Annotated in this window: 12 protein-coding genes; 5 read left to right on the plus strand and 7 right to left on the minus strand. The window is 69.8% G+C overall.

Annotated features, from left to right (window positions below; all coding sequences use genetic code 11):
* Nucleotides 1-7: 7 nt before the first annotated feature.
* Complete coding sequence (locus tag EDC82_RS12565) at nucleotides 8-1,393, plus strand: NAD-dependent succinate-semialdehyde dehydrogenase (RefSeq protein ID WP_040014345.1); 1,386 nt, start codon at nucleotides 8-10, stop codon at nucleotides 1,391-1,393.
* 505 nt (nucleotides 1,394-1,898) lie between these two features.
* Here the strand turns inward: EDC82_RS12565 and EDC82_RS12570 are convergent.
* Nucleotides 1,899-3,383: an MFS transporter gene (locus tag EDC82_RS12570; RefSeq protein ID WP_235006225.1), complete on the minus strand. Its 1,485-nt coding sequence runs from the start codon at nucleotides 3,381-3,383 to the stop codon at nucleotides 1,899-1,901.
* An 82-nt stretch (nucleotides 3,384-3,465) separates the two neighbouring features.
* On the opposite strand from EDC82_RS12570, the gene EDC82_RS12575 reads away from it, so the two are divergent.
* Nucleotides 3,466-3,975, plus strand: a complete 510-nt coding sequence (locus tag EDC82_RS12575; protein WP_160126251.1) for a MarR family winged helix-turn-helix transcriptional regulator — start codon at nucleotides 3,466-3,468, stop codon at nucleotides 3,973-3,975.
* A 146-nt stretch (nucleotides 3,976-4,121) separates the two neighbouring features.
* On the opposite strand, the gene EDC82_RS12580 is transcribed toward EDC82_RS12575, so the two are convergent.
* A complete protein-coding gene (locus tag EDC82_RS12580; RefSeq protein ID WP_082740595.1) occupies nucleotides 4,122-5,873 on the minus strand; it encodes a thiamine pyrophosphate-binding protein in 1,752 nt (583 codons plus the stop codon).
* Nucleotides 5,870-6,892, minus strand: a complete 1,023-nt coding sequence (speB, locus tag EDC82_RS12585; protein ID WP_006947199.1) for an agmatinase — start codon at nucleotides 6,890-6,892, stop codon at nucleotides 5,870-5,872. Before speB ends, EDC82_RS12580 begins: the two co-directional genes overlap by 4 nt.
* Nucleotides 6,893-7,076: 184 nt before the next feature.
* Between speB and EDC82_RS12590 the strand changes: the two genes are divergently transcribed.
* On the plus strand, nucleotides 7,077-8,711 hold the full coding sequence (locus EDC82_RS12590; protein ID WP_050786612.1) for a sodium:solute symporter: 1,635 nt from the start codon (nucleotides 7,077-7,079) through the stop codon (nucleotides 8,709-8,711).
* 134 nt (nucleotides 8,712-8,845) lie between these two features.
* Nucleotides 8,846-10,306, plus strand: coding sequence for an FAD-binding oxidoreductase (locus tag EDC82_RS12595; protein ID WP_006947188.1), 1,461 nt, complete (start codon nucleotides 8,846-8,848; stop codon nucleotides 10,304-10,306).
* Between the two features lie 104 nt (nucleotides 10,307-10,410).
* Here EDC82_RS12595 and EDC82_RS12600 read toward each other — a convergent pair whose 3' ends face one another.
* The 4 genes from EDC82_RS12600 to EDC82_RS12615 form a co-directional block, all read right to left on the minus strand.
* On the minus strand, nucleotides 10,411-10,983 hold the full coding sequence (locus tag EDC82_RS12600; RefSeq protein ID WP_115296922.1) for a helix-turn-helix domain-containing protein: 573 nt from the start codon (nucleotides 10,981-10,983) through the stop codon (nucleotides 10,411-10,413).
* Between the two features lie 88 nt (nucleotides 10,984-11,071).
* Nucleotides 11,072-12,766 carry an NAD(P)/FAD-dependent oxidoreductase gene (locus EDC82_RS12605; RefSeq protein WP_062256976.1) on the minus strand — a complete coding sequence of 565 codons (1,695 nt, stop codon included), beginning with the start codon at nucleotides 12,764-12,766 and terminating at the stop codon, nucleotides 11,072-11,074.
* On the minus strand, nucleotides 12,763-14,283 hold the full coding sequence (locus tag EDC82_RS12610) for an APC family permease (protein WP_062256978.1): 1,521 nt from the start codon (nucleotides 14,281-14,283) through the stop codon (nucleotides 12,763-12,765). The genes EDC82_RS12605 and EDC82_RS12610 overlap by 4 nt, the downstream gene beginning before the upstream one ends.
* A gap of 205 nt (nucleotides 14,284-14,488) precedes the next feature.
* Nucleotides 14,489-15,316 carry a nitrilase-related carbon-nitrogen hydrolase gene (locus EDC82_RS12615; protein WP_131941729.1) on the minus strand — a complete coding sequence of 276 codons (828 nt, stop codon included), beginning with the start codon at nucleotides 15,314-15,316 and terminating at the stop codon, nucleotides 14,489-14,491.
* Between the two features lie 264 nt (nucleotides 15,317-15,580).
* On the opposite strand from EDC82_RS12615, the gene EDC82_RS12620 reads away from it, so the two are divergent.
* Nucleotides 15,581-16,747: a cysteine desulfurase family protein gene (locus EDC82_RS12620; RefSeq protein ID WP_062256980.1), complete on the plus strand. Its 1,167-nt coding sequence runs from the start codon at nucleotides 15,581-15,583 to the stop codon at nucleotides 16,745-16,747.
* Nucleotides 16,748-16,787 lie beyond the last annotated feature (40 nt).

Below are 16,787 nucleotides of genomic sequence, written 5' to 3' on the forward strand. Positions count from 1 at the left end.
ACATGTGATGAGTGAAGCCATCTACACGGTGACGAACCCGGCGACGGGTGAGGTCGAGGAGACCTTCCCCACCGCGACCGACGATGAGGTAATGGCCGCCCTCGAGCGCGCCTACGCCGCCCGCGAGCGCTGGCGCAAGGTGCCGCTCGAGGAGAAGATCGCGATCATCGAGCGCGTCGCGGCCGAGTACGACTCGCGTCAGGAGGAACTGGCGCGCATCATCGGTGACGAGATGGGCAAGCCCCACGGCGACGCGACGGGTGAGGTGTGGCTCTCGGGCGACATCCACGCGTACAACGCGAGGCACGCGCCGGAGGTGCTTGCCGACGAGGAGCTCGACCTGGGCGAGCGTGACGGGCGCGCGTACATGCGCAAGGAGCCCGTCGGCGTCATCGTCGGCGTCATGCCGTGGAACTACCCGTATTACCAGGTCGCGCGTTTCGCGGCGCCGAACCTGCTGCTCGGCAACGTCATCCTGCTCAAGCACGCGCCGCAGTGCCCGCGTTCGGCGAAGGTGATCGAGGAGATCTACCACGCCGCCGGGGTGCCGAAGGATGTCTATCAGAACCTCTACGCGACGAATGAGCAGATCGCGATGCTCATCGACGACCCGCGCGTGCAGGGCGTGTCGCTGACGGGTTCGGAGCGCGCCGGTTCGGCCGTCGGTGAGCGTGCAGGGCGCAACCTGAAGAAGGCCGTGCTCGAGCTCGGCGGCAGCGACCCGTTCGTCGTGCTGCCGGACGCCGACATCGACAAGGCTGTCGAGGACGGCATCCTCGGCCGCTTCGAGAACTCGGGTCAGGCGTGCAACGCGGCGAAGCGGTTCATCCTCATCGGCGACGAGACGTACGACAAGTTCGTGCCGAAGTTCGCCGAGGCCGTCGCCGGGTTGAAGATGGGCGACCCGCACGACGAGTCGACGAACATCGGCCCGCTCGTGACGGAGGCCGCCGCGAAGGGTATCCAGGCGCAGATCGACGACGCCGTCGACGCGGGCGCCGAGGTGGTCGTCGGTGGCAAGCGTCCTGACGGTCCGGGCGCGTACGTCACGCCGACGGTGCTCGCCGGCGTCACGCCGCAGATGCGCGCGTGGAGCGAGGAGATCTTCGGCCCCGTCGCCGTCATGTACAAGGCGGCCGACGAGGACGAGGCCGTGCGCATCGCGAACGACACGCTGTTCGGTCTCGGCGCGTCGGTGCACTCGTCTGACGTCGACGCCGCGCTGCGCGTGGCCGATCGGCTCGAGTCGGGCATGGTGTCGATCAACGAGGCCCCCGGTTCTTCGTCGGAGCTGCCGTTCGGTGGCGTCAAGCGTTCCGGTTTCGGGCGCGAGCTCGGCACGTACGGGTTCGACGAGTTCTGCAACAAGCGGATGATCCGCATCGCGGGCTGACGAAGCTCGAAGGGGCGGGGTGCACCGCAGCGAAGCGAGGATGTGCCCCGGCCCCTTCGGGCGCGCGTCGGACCGCCGAAGTGATCGCGGGCTGACGAAGCTCGAAGGGGCGGGGTGCACCGCAGCGAAGCGAGGATGTGCCCCGGCCCCTTCGGGCGCGCGTCGGACCGCCGAAGTGATCGCGGGCTGACGAAGCTCGAAGGGGCGGGGTGCACCGCAGCGAAGCGAGGATGTGCCCCGGCCCCTTCGGGCGCGCGTCGGACCGCCGAAGTGATCGCGGGCTGACGAAGTACGTCCACCTGACCATTGGGCCTAAGAACGCCCCACTCGTGCGTCACGTCGCACGAGTGGGGCGTTCTTGCGTCACAGCATCCCGACTTACGCGACATGTCGCGCCATCGGGGTACTGCATCCGACGTCAGCCATTCATGACGAACGTCGCCCGCGAACGCGTCAGATCTGACACCTTCGCGGGCGACGTTCGAGCTCACCGTGAGCGACGGGTTCAGCCCGCGACGACGGCGCCCTCCGGTGCGAGGTCGACGCCGGCCGGCTGGGCCTCGGCGTCGGGGCGCACACGTCGCGGGACGAGCATCGCGATGGCGGCGCCCGCGACGGCGGCGCAGGCCCCGATGATGAAGCACACCTTGAACGCGCCCTCCGTCGGGATGGCGGGCGTCCCCGGCGCGAGGACGGTCGTGCGGCTCGTCAGCACGGCGGCCATGACGGCGCCGGCGACGGTCGTGCCGACCGAACGCATCAGGCCGTTGACGCCGACGCTGGCGCCGGCCTCGTGCATCGGCACGTTGTCGAGGATGAGCGTCGGCATCGCGGCGTAACCGATGCCGACACCCGCCGACGCGACGCACGAGGCGACCATGAGCTGCCACGGCGCGTTCATGAGGAACAGCGCGATGACGTAGCCGATGCTGATGACGAGCGCACCGGTGGCGAGCGTCACCCGCGCACCGCGGTGCGTGATGAGCGCGCTCGAGACGGGCGCGAACGCCATCATCATGAGGCCCGCGGGAGCCATCCACAGCCCGGCGTGCAGGATCGACTGGCCGAGACCGTACCCGGTGGCCTCGGGCATCTCGAGCAGCTGCGGCACGATGATGGACTGCGCCATCATGCCGAATCCGACGAGCACGGCCGCGAGGTTCGTGAACAACACCGGGCGGCGCGCCATGGTGCGCAGGTCGACGAGCGGATCGTGGTGACGCAGCTCGTACGCGCCCCAGACGAGCAGCACGATGACACCGGCGACGATGCTGCCGATCGTGCGCCCACTGCCCCACCCCCATTCGGAGCCCTTCGAGACACCGACGAGCGCCGAGACCAGACCCACGGCGAGACCGATGATGCCGACAGGGTCGATGTGCGCCGGGTGCTCGTCGTGGATGTGCGGCACGACGAACGCCGTCAGCACGACGACGACGGCGGCGAGCACCGCGGACAGCCAGAACAGGTCGTGCCACGAGTAGTCCTGCGCGATCCACGCTGCGATCGGCAGACCGAGCGCACCACCGACACCGAGCGTCGCGCTGACGGCGGCGACGGCGCCCGTCGCACGCGCGGGCGGAGCGACCTCGCGCACGAGACTGATGGCGACCGGGATGTAGCCCATCGCCATGCCCTGCAGCGCGCGGCCGACGAGGAACGGCGCGAGGGTGCTCGACAGCGCCGCGACGACCGAACCGAGGACGAGCAGCGTCGCCGATACGAGCAGGACTCGCTTCTTGCCGTACATGTCGGCGAGGCGGCCGGTGACGGGCATCGTCACGGCGCCGGCGAGCAGCGTCGCCGTCACCGCCCAGGAGGCGTTGCTCGCGGACGTGTGCAGCAGCTCCGGCAGTTCGCGCTGGATCGGGATGACGAGGGACTGCATGAGCGCGCCGCTGAGGCTGCCGATGCAGAGGACGGCGACGACCGTCATCGGGGAGAAGCGCATCGCGGGGGCGGCCCCGGTCGGCGCGGTGGGTGAGGACAAGTGACCACTCCGTTTGTGTAAATTACATACCTACCCGAGGAGATTACATTTAGTTGTACGAAGCAACAAGCGGGGTGACGGGATGGCGGCAGACGTGGCGAGCGACATCGACACCGCTGCCGACGACGGCAACCGCGACCGTGCCCGCACCATGGCGCGCCTGCTCTCTCGCGTCGACATCATGCGCCGCGCCGAGGAGCAGGCGAGCGAGTTGCGCATCGCCGAGGGCCGCCTGCTGTGGCTGCTGACGGGCGACGGCCCGCCGCGCACGCTCAAGCAGATCGCGTGCGAACTTGAGCTCGAGCAGTCGACGGCGAACCGTCAGGTCAACGCTGCGGTGCGGGCCGGCGTCGTCCGGCGATTCCGCGAATCCGGGTCTCACGCTTGGCTCTTCGAGGCGAGCGACGACGGCGCGGCGCTCTACGAGCGCAGCGTCGGACGTCACCTCGACCGCGTCGACGACGCCCTCACCGCTCTGCCCGCCGGCGAACGCGAACGTCTCGCCAGCTCGTTCGCGACGTTCATCGACGCCTACAAGGAACCGCCGACGCCCTCACCCCACGGCGCGCCGCGCGCCCCCGGCACGCCCTGAGAGTCCCCGGCCACACCGCGAAGCCGCCGCCCCCCTCACTCTCGCCATCCCGTACCCAACGGCGATCTACGTCCTCATCTGCGATTTTCGTTCACCTTCGTGAAGGTGGACGAAAATCGCAGAAGGGGACAGGAATCGCAGAGGGGTCAGCTCATCGCGAACATCTCGAGGTGGGTCTTGACGACGATGACGCGCGGGCCGTTGACATCGGCGGCGAACGTCGCGCGCAGGGCGTCCGTCAACTCGCCGTAGCCGACCTCGTCACCCACAGCCACCTCTTGAGCCTCGACACCGAACGACTCCGCCAAGGCGACGAAGTCTGGTCGTGCCAGTTCGGTGTGCGTCGCCTGGCCGAACGTCGCCTCCATGTACTCGCGCAGGATGCCGTAGCCGCCGTCGTCGACGATGAGCCACGTGACGGGGATGCCGTGTTGCACGGCCGTCGCGAGTTCGGCGATCGAGTACATCGACGAGCCGTCACCAGCGACGGCGACGACGCGCTCGTGCCCGCCGACGGAGAACGCCGCGTCGACGTCCGTCAGCTTCGCGCCGCGCTTCTCCGCGAGCGCGACGGCGCCGCCGAGCGCGGCCGGGAACGCGAACCCGAGCCCGCCGGCGCCCTGACCCGAGTGGAAGCCGCCGGAGCGGCCGTCCCAGCAGTTCCAGGCCCAGTAGGCGGCGATCGTCATGTCCCAGAACGTCGGCACCTCGTCGGGGATGCCGGCGCGGATGGCGTCCATGAACGCGCGCTCGTGGGCGAGATCCTGACCGTCGAGCCGGGCGACGATCGCCTTGCGCACTTCGGCAGCACGCTCGGCTCCCGACGCGCGCCCCGCGGGCGCCTCTGCCGGGAACGCCGCGACGAACGCATCGAGCGCCGCCTTCGCGTCGCACGCGATGCCGAGCGCGGGGTGGTTCGACTCGAGCACGCGCGGCTCGGCGTCGACGTGGATGAGCTTGCCTGCCGGCTTCAGCGTGAAGTAGTTCGACGTCACCTCGCCGAGCGAGGTGCCGACCGCGAGCAGGACGTCGGCGTCCGCGAGGAGGTCGGTGACGGCGCGGTCCTCGACCCACGACCCCATCGACAACGGGTGATCGACCGGAAAACCCGAGTTGCCACCCGGCGAGCAGACGACGGGTGCGTCGAGCTTCTCCGCCAGGGCGAGTAGCGCCCTCTCGGCGCCGGCGCGGCGCACGCCACCACCGGCGACGATGGCAGGGCGCTTCGCGCCCGCGAGCAACTTCACTGCAGCCCAGACGAGTTCGGGGCGCGGCCCCTCCGGCGTCGGCGCCGAGACGGCCGTGCGGATCGGCGGGATCTCCGTCTTCGCGAGCAGCACGTCCTGCGGCACCTCGACCCACACGGGCCCGCGCGGATACGTCATCGCCTCGACCCACGCCGACTCGATGGCCGTCGGGATGGCGGCGTGGTGCGTCACCGTGCGCTGCGACTTCGTCACGTCGATGGCGGCGCGGCGCTGCTCGTCGAGCTGGTGCAGCATGCCGCGACGCGCGCCGCCGAGGCCCGAGACGGGCACCTGCGAGGCGACGACGACCATCGGCACGCTCGTCGCGTACGCCTCCTGCAGCCCGGGCAGCGCCGTCAGGGCACCCGGCCCGGTCGACAGGAACAGCGCAGCCGGCTTGCCTGAGACGCGCGAGTAGCCGTCGGCCGCGAAGGCTGCGTTGTTCTCGACGCGCGAGCTCATGAAGTGCAGCCCCGAGCGGCGCAGCGCGTCGAACAGGCCCAGCGCATGCTGACCGGGAATGCCGAACACCGTCGTCGTGCCGAGCGCTTCGAGCGTCTCGACGACGAGGTCGCCACCGTTGCGGATCTTCTCGCCCTCGCCCGTCGGCGCGACGGCTTCGGGCTCGGGGTGACGGATCTGCTCGCTCACCGCTGGGCCCCGTACACCGTGCCGGACTCGCCGTACGCGGGCCCGCCGGGCGCGGCGTCCGCACCGAGCGCGAGCAGCGACATGTACTCGTAGACGACGTTGGCGGCGGCCAGGCCCGTCAGCTCGGCGTGGTCGTAAGGCGGTGCGACCTCGACGACGTCGGCGCCGATGAGGTTCGTGCCGCGCAGGCCGCGCAGGATCTCGAGCAGCTCACGCGACGTCAGACCGCCCGGCTCGGGGGTGCCGGTGCCCGGCGCGTGCGCGGGGTCGAGCACGTCGATGTCGAGCGAGACGTACAGCGGACGGTCGCCTACGCGCTCGCGCAGGAACCCGACGACCTCGTCGACGCCCATGCGCATGACGTCGTTGCTCGTCACGACACCGAAGCCGAAGCGCGCGTCGTCCTCGAGGTCCTGGGTGCCGTACAGCGGGCCGCGCGTGCCGACGTGGCAGACGCCGGAGGAGTCGATGAGGCCCTCCTCGAACGCGCGGCGGAACGGCGTGCCGTGCGTGTACTCGGCGCCGAAGTAGGTGTCCCACGTGTCGAGGTGCGCGTCGAAGTGCAGCAGCGCGACGGGGCCGTGCTTCTTCGCGTGCGCGCGCAGCAGCGGCAGGGCGAGGGTGTGGTCGCCGCCGATCGTGATGAGCGAGGTGCCCTCGTCGACGAACTGACGTGCACCCTCCTCCGCTTCCTTCAGCGCCGACTCGATGTCGAAGGGGTTGAGCGCGATGTCACCGGCATCGGCAATCTGCATCTGCGCGAACGGCGACACGGACTGCGCCGGGTTGAACGGGCGCAGCAGACGCGAGCTCTCGCGCACGTGCGTCGCGCCGAAACGCGCACCGGGGCGGTAGGAGACGCCGGTGTCGAACGGCATGCCGACGACGGCGACGTCGGCCTTCGAGACGTCCTCGATGCGCGGCAGGCGCGCGAACGTGCCGAGGCCGGCGTACCGCGGCGTGAGGGCGGCATTGACGGGCCCGACGTTGCCGCCGGCCTCGATGCGGGGGTGATCCATCTCGTCCTCTTCCTCTTCCGACGAGGCGTGCGCACGCCCGGTGCGAGCACCCCGTCGAGCCGTCGAACGGCCACTCATCAGGTCACGATCAGATTAACGGACGTGTTTACCGATGCGAATCTCTCGTTTGTCACGAGTCGATCTCGTATATTCATACGGTTCACCGTGGACTCATGCCAGAGCCATGCCACCCGGATCCAAGGAGGCCCTCGTGGACCTCAACCTCGTGATCGTCGTCCTCTACCTCGTCGCCATGCTCGGCTTCGGGTTCTGGGGCCGCTCGCGCACCCAGAACTCGAGCGACTACCTCGTCGCCGGCCGCCGCCTCGGCACCTTCCTCTACACCGGCACGATGGCGGCCGTCGTCCTCGGTGGCGCCTCCACGGTCGGCGGGGTCGGCCTCGGCTACAAGATGGGGTTGTCGGGCATGTGGCTCGTCGTCGCCATCGGCGTCGGCGTGCTCCTGCTGTCGCTGCTGTTCGCCGGCACCATCTCGAAGCTGCGCGTCTACACCGTCAGCGACATGCTGAAACTGCGCTACGGCAGCAAGAGCGCCGCGGGCGCGTCCAGCATCGTCATGATGCTCTACACGATGTTCCTCGTCGTCACCTCGACCGGCGCGTACGCCACCGTCCTGCACGTGCTGACGGGCCTCGACAGCTGGATCTGCATCGCCATCGGCGGCGCCGTCGTGCTCGTGTACTCCGTCATCGGCGGCATGTGGTCGATCACCCTGGCCGACCAGGTGCAGTTCATCATCAAGACGATCGGCATCTTTGCGCTCATGCTGCCGTTCGTGCTCGTCAAGGCCGACGGCTTCTCCGGCATCCGCGAGCGCCTGGGCGACGACTACTTCGCCATCGCCGGCGGCAAGGTCGGCGCCGACACGCAGACGATCATCACGTGGTTCGTCGTCTACATGTTCGGCATGCTCATCGGCCAGGACATCTGGCAGCGCGTCTTCACCGCGCGCACCCCGAAGGTAGCGCGTCTCGGCGGCACCATGGCCGGTGTCTACTGCATCCTCTACGGCGCGGCCGGCGCGATCATCGGCATGGGCGCGCACGCCGTCCTCGGCGACGGCATCAAGGCGAAGAACGACGTCTACGCCGAGGTCGCCGACAAGATCCTGCCCGTCGGCATCGGCGGTCTCGTGCTCGCCGCCGCCGTCGCGGCGATGATGTCGACGGCGTCCGGCGCGCTCATCGCGTGCGCGACGGTGGCCCGCAACGACGTCGTCCCGTTCCTGACGGGCCGTGCCCGCGCGGTCGACGACGTCGCCGTCGACGCCTACAGCGACCACGACGCCCTGAAGAGCACAGGCTCGCACGCCGCGAACGATGATGCGTCCGACCCGCACAGTGAGAAGAACATCCGCGAGAACCGCGCGTTCGTCCTCGGCCTCGGCGTGCTGACGGTGCTCATCTCGATCCTCATGGCGCGCCTCGACAACGGCGGCGACCTCGTCGTCGCGTCGCTGACGGTGGCGTACGACATCCTCGTCGGCGGCCTGCTCGTCGCCATCCTCGGCGGTTTCGTGTGGAAACGCGCCAACGGCACGGGCGCCGCGATCTCGATGCTCGTCGGCACGCTCGTCACCGTGGCCGGGATGGTCTACCAGGCGAACAAGCTCGGCGACACCCTGAGCGGCATCCTCGCCAATGAGCCGATCTACTACGGCCTCATCGCCTCGCTCGTCACGTTCGTCGTCGCTTCCCTCGCGACGCCGAAGACGGACGACGCGGTGCGCGCCGAGTGGGACGCCCGCGTCCACCGCCCCGCCGACGTCGAACTCGACGCTACGCCCACCGCACGCTGAGGCACCTGCCCGCCTCGGCTTGACGATGCCGCCGTCCGCTCGCACGCTGGAGCGGACGGCGGCATCGGCGTCCCTGCTGAGTCACGACGCGCCCCATCGCGCCCCGAAGACCGCCCACCTCACGAGGAGACCGCATGAGCACCCCCGATCAGCGCGAGCAGCCCACCCCCGACGAGGCTTCCGCGGCCACGGCACCAGCCGTCCCGAACGCGGACGACCTCGACGCCCTCGCCGCGCAGCTGAGCGGCACGCTCGTCACCGACCCCGACGTCGTCGACGCCGCGAGCCGTGACCGATCCCCCGTCGAAGAGGTGGGTGCGGCGATCGCGCTCGTGCGCGCGACGTGCCGTGACGACGTCGTCGCGACGCTGCGGTGGGCGAACGAGCGTGGCGTGCCCGTCATCACGCGGGGTGCGGGCACCGGGCTGTCGGGTGGCGCGAACGCGATCGACGGGTGCGTCGTGCTCGATGTCTCCCGTATGAACGCGATCAAGACCATCAACCCTGCCGAGCGCATCGCCGTCGTCGAACCGGGTGTGCTGAACGGCGATCTGTCGGACGCTGTGCGTGAGCAGGGCCTGTTCTATCCCCCGGACCCGGGCTCGTGGCGCATCTCCTCGATCGGCGGCAACGTCGCGACGAACGCCGGGGGCCTGTGCTGCGTCAAGTACGGGGTGACGAAGAAGTTCGTGCGTGCGCTCGAGGTCGTGCTCGCCGACGGCAGCGTCATGCGCACCGGCACTCCGACGGCGAAGGGCGTCGCGGGGTACGACCTCACGGGCCTCATCGTCGGGTCGGAGGGCACGCTCGGTGTCGTCACGGAGGTGACGCTCGCTCTCGTCCCGGCGCCTGACGACGAACTGGTCGCCGTCGCACTGTTCGACTCGGCGTCGCGTGCGTGCGAGGTGGCGGCAACCTACCTCGAGGCCGGCGGGCGCCCGTCGATGCTGGAGTTCATGGACGGCCCGACGCTCGCCGCGGTGCAGCGCATGGCCGATCTCGGCTTCGACGAGTCCGTCGACGGCATGCTCATCGTCGGGTGTGACGACGCCACACGTCAGGACGTCGAGTTCGCGGCGTTCTCGCGCCTCGCCGAGGAGGCCGGCGCGGAGGTGTTCGTCGCCGAATCCGTCGCGGAGTCACTGCAGTTCACCGCTGCGCGGCGCCTCGTCGGCAACGCGTTCGAGGCGATGGGCCGCGACCTCGTCGACGACGTCTGCGTGCCTCTGCGACGCACCGGCGAACTCGTCGACGGCGTGCGGGCGCTCGGCAAGAAGCACCGCGTACGCGTCGCGACGGCCGGCCACCTCGGCGACGGCAACATGCACCCCGCCGTGCTCTACTCCCCCGGCGACACTCCCGAGGCCGTGGACGAGAAGCGTCGCGCTTACGCCGCGTTCGAGGAGATCATGCAGCTCGGCCTCGATCTCGGCGGCACCATCACCGGTGAGCACGGCATCGGGCGCCTCAAGGCGAGCATGCTGCCCGTCGAGCTCGGCGAGACGAACACGCGCATCCAGCGCGAACTGCGGCGCGTCTTCGACCCGAATGGGACCCTCAACCCGGGTGTGAACCTTGCGAGCGATCACTCTTGATATTGAGCGCGCGCAGCATCCGCAGCTACCTCGAAGCCGTCGGTGGCACCCTCATCATCGAGTGCGTCGAGGGTGACAACCACGTGCAGGTGCCCTGAGCCCCGTCAACGCGCGACGGGGATGAGGGTGAAGATGACGACGCTCTCGCCGTCGGCGGCGTTGCGCCAGGTGTGTGGTTCGCGGCCGGGGAAGGTGAGGGTGTCGCCGGCCTCGAGTCGGTGCGTGGCGTCGTGCAGCGTCACGTCGAGCGCGCCGGAGACGACGTGCCAGATCTCGAGCTCGCAGTCGATGGCGTACGGTTCGGCCTCACCGTCCCCGCCGGGTTGGATGACGGCGCGCAGCATCTGCACGGAACGTTCCTGACGACCCGTGACGAGGCGCTCGTCGATGCCCGTGCCGCCCATGTCGACGACCGGCGCGTCGGCAAGCTTGATGAGCGACGTGCGGGGTGCCTCGAAGAGCGAGCCGACCTCGATCTGCAGCACCTGGCACAGCGTCACGAGAGAGGCGACGGACGGCGACGTGAGGTCGCGTTCGACGCGGCTGAGAAACCCCTTCGTCATGCCGGCGAGCTGCGCGGCCTGCTCGAGGGTGTAGCGGCGCGCCAGCCGGGCGTTGCGCAACCGGGCGCCGATGGCGACGTTCTCACGCACCCCTTGCACTGGTAGTGACTTCACGCCGGCTCCCTCTTGGTTGTATTGCGGTAAACCCTACGCCGGATCTCACCGCTCTCCCCAGAAAAGCCGTCAGAGTCCTTTTTCGCCGTCAGTCCAGGGCGATGGGGCCGTACTCGCCGAGCAGCTCCCCTGGCCCGGGGTTTTCCGGAGACGAACTTCCGCCGAGGTGACGGACCACACCCCACACCGCGTTGAGGCCGGTCTGGACGGCGCCCTCGGCCCAACCGGCCGTCCACGAGATGTCGTCGCCGGCGAGGAAGATGCCGCGCTGGTGCTCCGGCAGCTCGTCCTGGGCGAAGTGGGTGAACAGCCGCTGCTGATACCGGTAGTGCCCCGGCAGGTTGGCCTTGAACGCGCCCATGAAGTTGGGATCGGATTCCCACGAGACGGTGATTGGCTGACCGATGATGTGGCTCGCGATGTCGACGTCCGGGTAGATCTGGGCGAGCGAGTGCAGCATGAGCTCGACGCGCTCGTCGGCATCGAGCGCGAGCCACTTGAGCGCGTCGTCGTTCCACGTGTACGACAGCAGGATGACGGCGGGCCGGTCCGGGCCGTCGTCGAGCAGGTAGGTGGCGCGGTTGAGGCGGTCGGTGAGGGTCATCGACATGACGTCACGGCCCGTGGCGGGGTCGATGTCCTTCCAGAACGGGCGATCGACCATGACGAACGTCTTCGAACTGCTCATGTAGTGGCTGCGCTCGATCGCCATCCACATCTGCGGGCTGAACAGCGCCTCCTCGGTCGTGATGCGCGTCGACAGCAACCACGACTGGCACGTCGTGACGAGCGCCGGGTACTTCGCCTTGCGCCCCCATCGCTCGGTGACCTCGAGGTCGCGGCTCTCATGACGCCGGATGGCGGCGACGGCGCCGCGCGGCGCCCCGTCGTGCAGGCTCGCCAGGGTGGTGCCGGCCGGCCAATGGGCGAGCTTCTCGGGCGCGTGCGACCACAACGCCTCGGGCAACTTCTGCGCTCCGCCGAGGATGCGGCGGTGCTGATCGTCGGCGTCGGTGTAGACGACGCGCAGGATCTCGAGGATGGAGTTCGGGAAGTCCGTGTCCCAGCCACCCGTGCCGAAACCGACCTGACCGAACGCCTCACGCGCCGCGAAACCGGCCTTCTTGAACGATTCGGAGGCGGCGATGAAGCCGTAGAACGTCTGCTCGTCCATCGTCGGCACGAGCTCGTTCCAGATCTGCTTGATGCGCTTCGTGTCACGAGCGCGGATGGCGTCCTGCATCTCGGTGAAGCGCGCGCCGTCGTCGACGGCGGCCTTCCACGCGTCCGCGACGTCGCGGAAGAACTGCGGCAGTTCGTCGGGCGTGCGCGCGTAGTGCGCCTCGCCGCCGAGCTCGATGACGGTGCTCGGCGTGACGTCCGACAGCGGGTTCGGGAACGCCTCCGTCTCGAGGCCCATCGCGTCGATGTAGTGGTAGAGCGCGCGGCCGGAGACGGGAAAACGCATGCCACCGAGGTCGGCGACGACGTCCGGGGCGGCGCTGAAACTGTCGGTGCGCAACCGGCCACCGATGCGGTCGGCCTCGTGGACGACGGGCTTGAGGCCCAGCTTCATCAGCTCGTACGCGGTGATGAGGCCTGACAGGCCGGCGCCGACGACGGCGACCTCGGTGCCGTACATCTCCTCCGGCACGCTGCCGAGACCCTCGGGGTGGGCGAGGTATTCGTCGTAGCTGAACGGGAAGTCGGGGTTGAGCATCGTGACGGGCGCATCGCCCGCGTGCTCGTCGCGATCGTGCGGGAACTCGGTGACAGCGGTCATCGCGGGGTGTCTCCTTCTCGGAGTGGATGGTCGGGGTCGAGGTCGTCCTCGAGGTGACGCTCATAGGTCGCCTGGTCGAGCGTGGCGAGGCGGGAGTGACGGCGGCCGTAGCCGAGGTAGACGGCGACGCCGACGGCCATCCACACGCCGAACACGACCCACGTCGAGGAACTGAGGTTGGCCATGAGGTAGAGACAGATGAGCGCGCCGGCGGCCGGCAGCAGCGGGTACAGCGGCACCGTGAATGCGCGCGGCAGCTTCGGGTTGCGCACGCGCAGATAGATGACGGCGACGTTGACGAGGGCGAACGCGAACAGCGTGCCGATGCTCGTCGCGTCGGCCAACTCACCGAGCGGGATGAGGCCCGCCGTCACCGCGACGACGCCGCCGACGATCAGGGTGCTGCGCACCGGCGTGGCCGTCTGCGGGGAGATGACGCCGAAGACGCGCGGCACGAGGCCGTCGCGCGACATCGACAACAGGATGCGGATCTGGCCGAACAGCACCGTCAGCACGACGCTGAAGATGGCGAGCACCGACGTCACCGCGAAGATGAACGCGACCCACGAGGCCCCCGTGATCTCACGCATGATCTGCACGAGCGGCGCCTCGCGCCCGTCGAACCAGTGCCACTCGCGGGCTCCGATGGCGGCGACGGCGACCGCGACGTACAGCACCGTCACGATGATCATGGACAGCAGGATCGAGCGCGGCAGATCCCGCTTCGGATCGCGCGCCTCCTCACCGGCCGTGGATGCGGCGTCGAAACCGATGTACGAGAAGAACACGGTGCTCGCGGCGGCGGAGACGCCCGCGGCACCCATCGGGGCCAGCGGTGCGAAGTTGCCCGCCTTGAACGCGGTGAACGCGACCGCGCAGAAGAAGACGAGGATGGCGATCTTCAGCACGACGATGATCGTGTTGACGCGCGCACTCTCCCGCGCGCCGCGTGCGAGCAGGGCCGTCGCGAGCAGGACGACGAGGGCTGCGGGGACGTTGACGACGCCGCCCGCCCCGGGTGGGTTCGCGACGGCCTCGGGCAGGCCCAGGCCGAACGAGTCGAGTGTCTCGTTGACGTACTGCCCCGCCCCGACGGCGACGGCCGCGACGCTCACCGCGTACTCGAGGACGAGACACCACCCGCACACCCACGCGAGGCCCTCACCCATCGTCGCGTAGGTGTAGCTGTAGCTCGACCCGGCGACGGGCACGAGGCCCGCCATCTCGGCGTAGGAGAACGCCGACAGCAGCGCGGCGACGCCGGCGATGACGAACGAGATCCAGATCGCCGGGCCAGCCTCGGGCACCGTCTCACCGAGGACGACGAGGATGCCGGTGCCGAGCGTCGCCCCGACCGAGATCATCGTCAGCTGCAGGACACCGAAACTGCGGTGCAGGCTGCGCCCGGCGGAGGTCGCCTCGGCCTGCGCGAGCGTCAGCCCGATCGGCTTGCGCCGCAGGAGCTGGGCGCCGAACGGGAGTCTCGAACGCGCCTGCTCGTCGAGCGATGAGGACACGGGGCACCTCTCGAAGGGGTCTGTGGGCCAGACCACGATGTCACACATCGCCGAGTTGTTTCGTGTTGGGAAACGCATGTGCTTCGACGTGGCGAGAGGTGAAGACGAGCGTTCTGGCTGGATGCGAGTGGTCTGCCGCTCGTGGTCAGTCATGCCGCTCGTTCTTGCTCGCCGGCGCGGGCACGCCGAGGGGCTGTGGCTGACGTCAGCGCCAGGACGCGTAGGTGTCGCGGCGCAGCTTGGCCAGGTAGGGGACGGCGTCACGGGCTGCGGCGACATCGTCGCGGGTGATGTCGGCGACGAGGAGTTCGGCGCCGTCGCCGCCCTGGGCGAGGAGGCCGCCGTCAGGCCCGACGATGACGCTGCCGCCGCCGAACGTGAGCCCGTCCTCGACGCCGACGTGGTTCGCATAGGCGAGGCCGACGCCGTTCTCGAGGGCACGAGCCCGCACGAGCACCTGGGGGACGTCGTCGACCCCTGCGGTGAGCGCGGTCGGGACGAGGATGACGTCGGCGCCCGCGAGCGCCGCGGCGCGCGTCATCTCGGGGTATTCGACGTCGAAGCAGATGATGACGCTCACCCGCATCCCGGCGAGTTCGACGGTGGTGGGGGCGTCTGTTCCGGAGCTGAAGGCGGCGGCTTCGTCGTCGTCGAACAGGTTGACCTTGCGGTAATGCAGGATCGGGCGGCCGTCGGTGTCGAACAGCGTGGCGGCGATGTGTCGAGCAGTCTCACCGGGCGCGACGCCACCCCGGGCGGCGGGAGCGTCGGCCGTCGCGACCTCGGGATAGCTCGCGAGGACGGCGATACCGTGACGCGCCGCGGTGGCGGCGAGGGCGCCCGCGATGTCGATCTGCTGGGTGGGGTCGACGGTGTGCAACCGCTTCGGGGCGTAGCCGGTGACGAAGAGTTCGGGGGTGACGAGGACGTCAGCACGGCGCGCGGCAGCTTCACCCGCGCGACGGTCGGTGATGGCGAGGTTGGCGTCGACGTCACCGACGACGGCCTTGTCCTGCATGACGGCGATGCGCATGACGTCGAGGATGGCAGATGCGACGGCACTCGAGGCCCGATCCGACCACCATGCCCCCGTGCGGCGACCGTCCGACCCGCCTGCCACCTCTGCGCTTTCCGTCCACATTGGCGATTCTCGTCCCCATCTGCGAATCCCGTCCCCCTTCGCGAATCTCCGTCACATCCGCGATTTCCGTCCACTTTCGGCTCGTGTGAGGCCCCCTGACGGCCGCACCAGCACCGCGAGTTGGATGCGCCCCTGCGTCGCGGCAGGATCGTCAGCATGAGTTCTCGGCCTGACGACGCCCGCCCCGTCTACCTCGATCACAACGGCACGACGCCCGTCGCGCCGGAGGTCGCCGGGGCGATGTGGCCGTATCTCACCGAGCACTGCGGCAACCCGTCGAGCGCGACCCCGGCCGGGCGCCTGGCCCGCCGTGCCGTCGACGATGCGCGCGAGCACGTCGCTGCGCTCATCGGTGCGTCGGCGGACGAGGTGACGTTCACCTCCGGCGGCACGGAGGCGAACAACCTCGCCATCCGCGGCGTGACGGCGGCGCTTCGCCGCGCTGGCGCGTCGCCCGCGGCCGACGTGAGTTCGACCGTCGTGACGTCGGCCGTGGAGCACCCGGCGACGTCGGCGCCCATGGCGCTTCTCGCGCGCGACGGCTGGGACGTCGTGACGCTGCCGGTGACGCGAGCCGGCCACGTCGACCTCGCACCCATGCCGCGCGACCATGTGGCCTTTGGCTCGATCATCCTCGCGCAGAACGAGACCGGGGCGATTCAACCCGTCCGTGAGTTCGCCGCGAGCGTGCACGCGGCGGGCGGTCTCGTCCACACCGACGCGGCGCAGGCCGTCGGGAAGATCGGCGTCGACGTCGACGACCTCGGCGTCGATCTGCTCAGCCTCGCCGGCCACAAGCTGTACGCCCCCAAGGCCGTCGGCGCGCTGTACGTCAGGCGTGGCACACCGATCGAGCCCCTCGTCGTCGGCGCGGGCCAGGAGCGCGGGCTGCGTCCGGGGACGGAGAACGTCGCCGGCATCGTCGGCCTCGGGCGGGCCGCGCAGCTCGCACTCTCGCGCCTCGCCGACGATGCCTTGCGCATGATGAGCCTGCGTGACGAGCTGTGGCTCCGCCTCTCGACGGCCGTGCCCGGCCTCGTTCGCCTCAGCCCCGCGCAGAACTGTCTGCCGAACACGCTGATGATCTCCCTGCCGGGGCGCCTCGGGCGCGAGGTGCTGGAGGCAGCGCCTGACGTCGAAGCGTCCACCGGCAGCGCGTGTCACGCCGGAATCGACTCCCCCGCAACGACACTCGTCGCCATGGGGTGTGACGACGGCGTCTCGCTCGGCGCGATTCGCCTGACGCTCGGGCGCGCCACGACATCCGCCGACATCGACCGCGCCGCGACGAGCCTCGTCGCGGCGTTTCGCCACGTCGCCTGACGAGCGCCGGGCCGCCGACGAATCTGACCAAGAATCGCGG

This window comes from Dermacoccus sp. SAI-028, assembly GCF_004346775.1.
Classification (GTDB): domain Bacteria; phylum Actinomycetota; class Actinomycetes; order Actinomycetales; family Dermatophilaceae; genus Dermacoccus; species Dermacoccus nishinomiyaensis.

What these genes read in the sequence shown, in the direction of transcription:
- EDC82_RS12565 (WP_040014345.1), top strand. Translation starts at nt 8, where the DNA reads ATGAGTGAAGCCATCTACACGGTGACGAACCCGGCGACGGGTGAGGTC.
- EDC82_RS12575 (WP_160126251.1), top strand. Translation starts at nt 3,466, where the DNA reads ATGGCGGCAGACGTGGCGAGCGACATCGACACCGCTGCCGACGACGGC.
- speB (WP_006947199.1), bottom strand. Translation starts at nt 6,892, where the DNA reads ATGGATCACCCCCGCATCGAGGCCGGCGGCAACGTCGGGCCCGTCAAT.
- EDC82_RS12590 (WP_050786612.1), top strand. Translation starts at nt 7,077, where the DNA reads ATGCCACCCGGATCCAAGGAGGCCCTCGTGGACCTCAACCTCGTGATC.
- EDC82_RS12595 (WP_006947188.1), top strand. Translation starts at nt 8,846, where the DNA reads ATGAGCACCCCCGATCAGCGCGAGCAGCCCACCCCCGACGAGGCTTCC.
- EDC82_RS12605 (WP_062256976.1), bottom strand. Translation starts at nt 12,766, where the DNA reads ATGACCGCTGTCACCGAGTTCCCGCACGATCGCGACGAGCACGCGGGC.
- EDC82_RS12615 (WP_131941729.1), bottom strand. Translation starts at nt 15,316, where the DNA reads ATGCGCATCGCCGTCATGCAGGACAAGGCCGTCGTCGGTGACGTCGAC.
- EDC82_RS12620 (WP_062256980.1), top strand. Translation starts at nt 15,581, where the DNA reads ATGAGTTCTCGGCCTGACGACGCCCGCCCCGTCTACCTCGATCACAAC.